This is a genomic window from Sphaerisporangium aureirubrum, assembly GCF_042658925.1.
GTDB lineage: Bacteria > Actinomycetota > Actinomycetes > Streptosporangiales > Streptosporangiaceae > Sphaerisporangium > Sphaerisporangium aureirubrum.
This window is the reverse complement of the sequence record NZ_JBHSRF010000162.1, coordinates 1-5634: the sequence shown is the minus strand read 5'-3', so window position 1 is coordinate 5634 and position 5634 is coordinate 1. Positions and strand designations below refer to the sequence as shown.

The 5634-nt window shown below is 68.8% G+C and carries 4 protein-coding genes; 1 reads left to right on the top strand and 3 read right to left on the bottom strand.

Going from position 1 to position 5634, the window contains the following annotated elements; translation table 11 throughout:
• From ACFP1K_RS40815 to ACFP1K_RS40805, 3 genes are all read right to left on the bottom strand, one after another.
• Positions 1–610: arabinofuranosidase catalytic domain-containing protein (locus ACFP1K_RS40815; protein WP_380763927.1), on the bottom strand; the 610-nt coding region annotated here is incomplete at its 3' end.
• 24 nt (positions 611–634) lie between these two features.
• The gene (locus ACFP1K_RS40810; protein WP_380763925.1) at positions 635–2437 is read right to left on the bottom strand and encodes a ricin-type beta-trefoil lectin domain protein; all 1803 of its coding nucleotides are present in this window, start codon (positions 2435–2437) and stop codon (positions 635–637) included.
• Positions 2438–2991: 554 nt separating this feature from the next.
• Positions 2992–4374, bottom strand: coding sequence for an extracellular catalytic domain type 1 short-chain-length polyhydroxyalkanoate depolymerase (locus ACFP1K_RS40805; protein ID WP_380763923.1), 1383 nt, complete (start codon positions 4372–4374; stop codon positions 2992–2994).
• Between the two features lie 608 nt (positions 4375–4982).
• On the opposite strand from ACFP1K_RS40805, the gene ACFP1K_RS40800 reads away from it, so the two are divergent.
• A partial coding sequence (locus tag ACFP1K_RS40800; RefSeq protein WP_380763921.1) for an endo-1,4-beta-xylanase occupies positions 4983–5634 on the top strand: 652 nt, incomplete at its 3' end.

Sequence of the window (5634 nt, the reverse complement as noted above, 5' to 3'; positions counted from 1 at the left end):
CGTCGGTCTGCGCGTTGCCGTAGTCGAAGCAGCACCACTGGTTGTAGTGCGTGCCGTCGACGACGGCGTAGATGCCTTCCGGCTGGTCTCCGGTCGCCACGCCGTTGGTGTTGTTGTTGCGGTAGCCGGTTCCGGGAGCAACATAAACGCCGTACGCCTTCTGACCGCCGATGGTGATCGGGGCCGCCTTCGCGTCGGCGAGGTTGTCCCAGCCACCGGCGGCGGGACCGGGCCAGTAGCCGGGAGGCGCCTGGGTGAGGCGGTTGTTCCGGCCGGACTGGTCGTAAAGGATGGTGATGACGCAGTTGGTGCCGGCGCAGAACGCGTCCTGGGTGGCGGCGTTGACGACTCCGCCCGCGCTCAGCAGGCCGATGTCGCGAGTGGTGTTGTCCGACGAGCGCCTGACCTGGTAGAGCGGCCCGTTGTACGCGCCGTACAGCGCCCGGGTGGTGCTGTGCGCCGCCACGCACGGCGTGCCCCCCGCGGCGTAGATGTCACACGGCAGTGACGCCGCGGCCTGGGCGGCACCGCCGCCGGTCAGGCAGGCGGCGGTGGCGATCAGCGCGCTCGCACCGATCGCGAGCGCCTTTCTCAGGCTTCCGAGGGGCATGACGTCTCCTGTCCCGGCCGCGGGTCAGCTCCTGGTCCATTTCTGGCTGCTCGTGCCGGTGCAGGACCACAGCTGCACCTTGGTTCCGTTCCCGGTCCCGAAGTTGCTCGCCTCCACGCACAGGCCGGACTGCACGCCGGTGACGGTGCCGTCGCCGTTGACGTTCCACTGCTGGTTGGTCTGGCCGTTGCAGTCCCAGATGATCACCTGGGTGCCGTTGGAGGTGCCCTGCCCGTTGGCGTCAAGGCACTTGTTGCCGTACACCCGCAGTTGCTTGGCGGAGGTCAGGGTCCACTGCTGGTTGCTGCCGGTGCCGCAGTCCCAGAGCTGGAGCTGGGTGCCGTTGGTGGTGGTCGCGTTCGGGACGTCCAGGCACCGGCCGGCGTTGACGTTGCGCAGCACCGACGCCGCCCCGGAGCTGGGACTGGGGCTGGGACTGGGACTGGGGCCGGGGTCCGAGGAGGGGGGCAGGAGCGTGATGGTGTAGGTGTCGTCTATGGCGGTGTGCGGCAGGTTGACCGTCGTGCCGTTGTTCGACAGGGTCACCACGGAGTTCTGGACGGTGACCGGGCCCGTGACCGCGCCGCCGCCGTTGTAGGGGATGCGCTCGGCGAGGACTCTCACCTGGTTGTTCTGCACGATGCCGCTCGTGGTGTCCAGGCCCCGCAGGTTGACGGCGACGTTGCCGGTCGTGGTGCCGCCGCCGACCAGGATCTTGGCGTTCCCGCTCGCCTTGGTGGCGAACGCGTCGTAGTTGGCGCTGGGGGTGACCGAGACGATCTGACCGGTCTGCGAGCCGTAGAAGCGGTAGGCCCACCATTCGCCCTTCGGCTGGTACTGGCCGGAGGAGTTGTGGACGAGCAGGTTGCCGAGGTCGTTGTGCAGGTTGTTCCCGCCGGCCCAGTTGGCGCGCAGGCCGTCGGCGCCGGCCCTTTCCAGGCGTGCGATGTACCAGGCCCCGTCGGCGGGGTTCTGCTCGTTCGACGCCCCGTATTCGTTGATCTGGTAAGGGCGCGGGTGCGGGATACCGCGGGAGTTGAGGGTGGTGTTCGCGGTCGACACGTTCGACACCGGGTCGCTCGGCAGGGAGTGCCAGCTGACGATGTCGGGCACCACGTTGTTGGCCTTGACGTAGTCGAGGTACTGGGTCCACCAGCCGCCCGTCGACGGCACGCCGGCCAGGCTCGGGCCCACGATCGGTTGCGTCGGGAACGCCGCCCTGACGCGCTGGTAGGTGCGTCGCCACAGCTCGAAGTACTGGGACTGGGTGCGGTTCCAGAACAGGGTGATGTTGGGTTCGTTCCACAGGTCCCACTGGACGGGGGCGCCGGTCGCCTGGACGTCGCTGATCAGGCGGGTGAGGAAGTTGTCGTAGTCGGTCCAGTTGCCGTTGTCGCCGGGGAAGCGTGAGATCGGGTAGCCGTCGGCGCCCCACAGGTCGTGGACGAGCAGGATGAACTCGCCGCCGAGTGACCGGGTGCGCAGCAGCTGGGCGCGGGTGGCGTTCCACCGGCGGTCGTACTTGCCCGAGACCCAGCCGCCCGGGCTGTCGAGCTGCGCCCCACCGGCCCGCATGTACCGGAACTTCACGTCGGTGAAGTACTGGCTCGGTGGGCCCGACGCGTTCTCGGTCATGCCGTAGATCCAGCCGGAGGCCCGGTAGGTCGGGGAGCCGCCGCCGGCGGAGAAGTCGACGGCGATGGACTGGTCGGCCGCACCGGCGGGTGAGGCGGCCGTCATGACGGTGGCGGCGACGACCGCGCCGGCGGTGAGGAACGCGGCAAGCCGGCGACGGGTTCCGCGCCGCGTGCCGATTTTGATGTCCACTCGTGACTCCTTGGACAGGAAGGGCGGGGGGTGCGTGGATCACAAGCGATGTGGGTGCGCCGCACCTCGGCCCGGCGGGCGACCTCGCCAGGGCTCGTCGCGGAATCCTCGCGAGTTGATCCGGCTGCCGTGCACGCGGGTGAGGGGCTCAGGCGGGGTCGGCGGTCTGTCGGGATAATCACTGTCGAACCGATTCGCTCGAAGCTTAAGACTGGCGTTCGACGCATGTCAATGGCGGGTGTTCCCGGAGTAAATGGCGTGTTAAGCACCCTGGCAGGGCGGTGAGCAGCGCGCCGGCCTCGGCGTTCGGCCGACAGGCGACGGTTGCTCGAATCGGTTCGGAGCACGCGCCTGTCAGGTGACCGGGGGCTCCCCGTGGCGTCCACCGCTGTCGGTGGGGTCGCCGGTCCCGGCGACCCCACCGAGGTCCCGCTCATGTCCGGAAGCCGGCCCCCTGGCCCGGGGACGGGGGCCGGCTTTCGCGGCCGCTCCGGGAGTCGCGCGGCCTCGCCGTAGGTCACGGCTACGCCGCTCCCGGCTAGCCGGTCACGGGGTCAGGTGCGGGTCCAGCGCTGGTTGGCGCCGCCGTTGCAGGACCAGATGGCGAGTTTGGTGCCGTTGGCGGTGGCGTTGCCGGGGACGTCCAGGCACTTGTTCGCGCCGACGGCGGTGATGGTGCCGTCGGAGTTGAACCGCCACTTCTGGTTGTTCGCCCCGTTGCAGTCCCAGATCTGCACCGCGGTGCCGTTCGCGGTGCCCTGCCCGGACACGTCCAGGCACTTGCCGCCGTACACCCGCAGCTCGCCCGAGCCGGTCGGCGTCCACTGCTGGTTGGCCTGGCCGTTGCAGTCCCAGATCTGCGCCTGCGCGCCGTTGGCCTGCGAGGCGCCGGCGACGTCCAGGCACCGGCCGGAACCCGCTCCGCGGATCGCACCCGGGCCCGAAGAGGTCGGCGTGGGGGTCGGAGTGGGACTGAGTGTGGGGGTGGGGGTGGGTGTGGAGGAGGCCGTGCCGTCGAGGCCGAGGAAGGTGAGGGCGTAGGGGAACATGCCGTCCAGGGGCAGGGAGTGGCCGTAGCCGGCGAAGCTGAATCCTTCGACGGGGGGCTGGTTCCCGGTGCTGCCGTAGCGGGTGCGGGTGAGGCTCGATCGAGGGCTGTCGGTGAACACCGGGGTCTGGCTCACCTGGTTGAGGTTCGTCCATTGTTTGATCTGCTCGCCGAAGTTGGGGTAGGCGAGGGTGGTGTCGGTGGTGCCGTGCCAGACCTGCATGCGGGGATAGCGGCCGGTGTAGCCGGGATACATGGCGCGGGCCTGGTCACCCCACTGCTGGGGGGTCTTGATCAGGTTCCCGCCGGAGCACTGGCTGTTCCACAGGGATCCGTTGGTGGTGGCGAAGCACCCGGCGGGGATGCCGGAGAACGACGCGGCGGCGGAGAACACATCCGGGTACTGGGCGGCCAGGACGTTGGTCATCATCGCGCCGGAGGAGAAGCCGCTGACCACGATGCGGCCCGGGTCGACGGTGTAGCGCTGCCGGGCGTAGGCGACCATCGACATGATGCCGGTGGAGTCACCGCCTCCGTCGCGCCGCAGCGCGGCGGCGGTGGAGACGTCGAAGCAGCGTCCCTCACGGGTGGCCTCGGGGATCACGATGATGTAGCCGTACCGGTCGGCGGCGGTGACGTAGTCGCGGCCGACGCCGGTGAAGACGCCACTGGCCGTCCCGGTGCAGAAATGGACCATCACCAGCAGCGCCGGACGCGCGGCGACGTTGTTCGGGACGTACCAGTACATGTTCAGGTTCGTCGGATTGTTCCCGAAGCTCGTCACCCGGGTGAGCGACGCCGCCGCGGCGGGCCGGATCGCCAGGAACATGCTCGCGGCCACCAGAATCGAGGCGGCGGTCGCCAGCATGGCTCTGATCGTCAGTTTCACGCCGTGTCCTTTCGTCATCGAGAGATCCATGGCGACTCGGTCGTGGTGAGGGCCGGGCCACGACCACGCCGGGGGACCGGTCGTGGCCACGTTTGTGTTAGCGCTAACAAGTGTCTTCCGGAGCTGAGATCTGCCGCCGGAACGGTCGTCGGTGGTGGTGCGGCGGAGCTAATACGACGGGACGAACCCTGTCAAGATTCATACTTTCTCTTCGATCCGGTCGCCCGCCCGTCACCTAGGCCGGACCGCTGTTTCCGGCTGCGCACTCGCCCCTCCCAAGAATGTGCTGAGCTGAAAATTTCACTCGCGCACAGGTTCTCGCAGCTAGTGGTCGCCTCCCCCGAAACGGGCCGCGACGAGAGGCGAAGCGGCGCCCCGGTGCCGGTTCCGCTCCCGTGAGCTGATCCAGTCGCCCAGAACGCTTGACATGTTTCATACATATTTCCACACTGAGTCCCCGAGCGGTCCCTCCTGTCGATCCGGTGGTGGAGGGGGAAGGGCCGCGCTCTGGGACGCCGTCCGTCATGCGCCCTGTCGCTGCGATACGGCGTCGAATCTCCCGATCTTCACCGAATCATCCATCGATCCCTCTAAGTGGAGGTTCAGTCATGGGCGTGAACGCCCTACCCCTGTCCGGAGCACGGCGAGCATCCGCCGGTTCGCGCCGGGCATTCGCCGCCGGTGCTCTCGGCGTGCTCGGTGTCGTCACGGCGCTGGCCCTGCCCGCGCCGGTCGACGCCGCCGCCGGCACGCTCGGCGCGGCGGCCGCGCAGAGCGGCCGGTACTACGGGGCCGCGGTCTCGGCGAGCCATCTCAACGACTCGACGTACGTGACGACGTGGAACCGGGAGTTCAACTCGGTCACCGCCGAGAACGAGATGAAGTGGGACGCCACCGAACCCTCGCGCAACTCCTTCAGCTTCGGCTCGGCCGACCGGATCGTCACCAACGCCCGGAACAACGGCATGAAGATCCGCGGGCACACGCTGGTGTGGCACGCCCAGACCCCCGGCTGGGTGCAGAACCTGCAAGGGAACGACCTGCGCACCGCGATGGTCAACCACATCAACGGCGTGATGGGTCACTACCGGGGCCAGATCCTGGCCTGGGACGTGGTCAACGAGGCGTTCGCCGACGGCGGCTCGGTCGGCACGCTGCGCAGTTCGATCTTCCAGCAGCGGCTCGGCAACGGCTTCATCGAGGAGGCCTTCCGCGCCGCGCGGGCCGCCGACCCCGCCGCCAAGCTGTGTTACAACGACT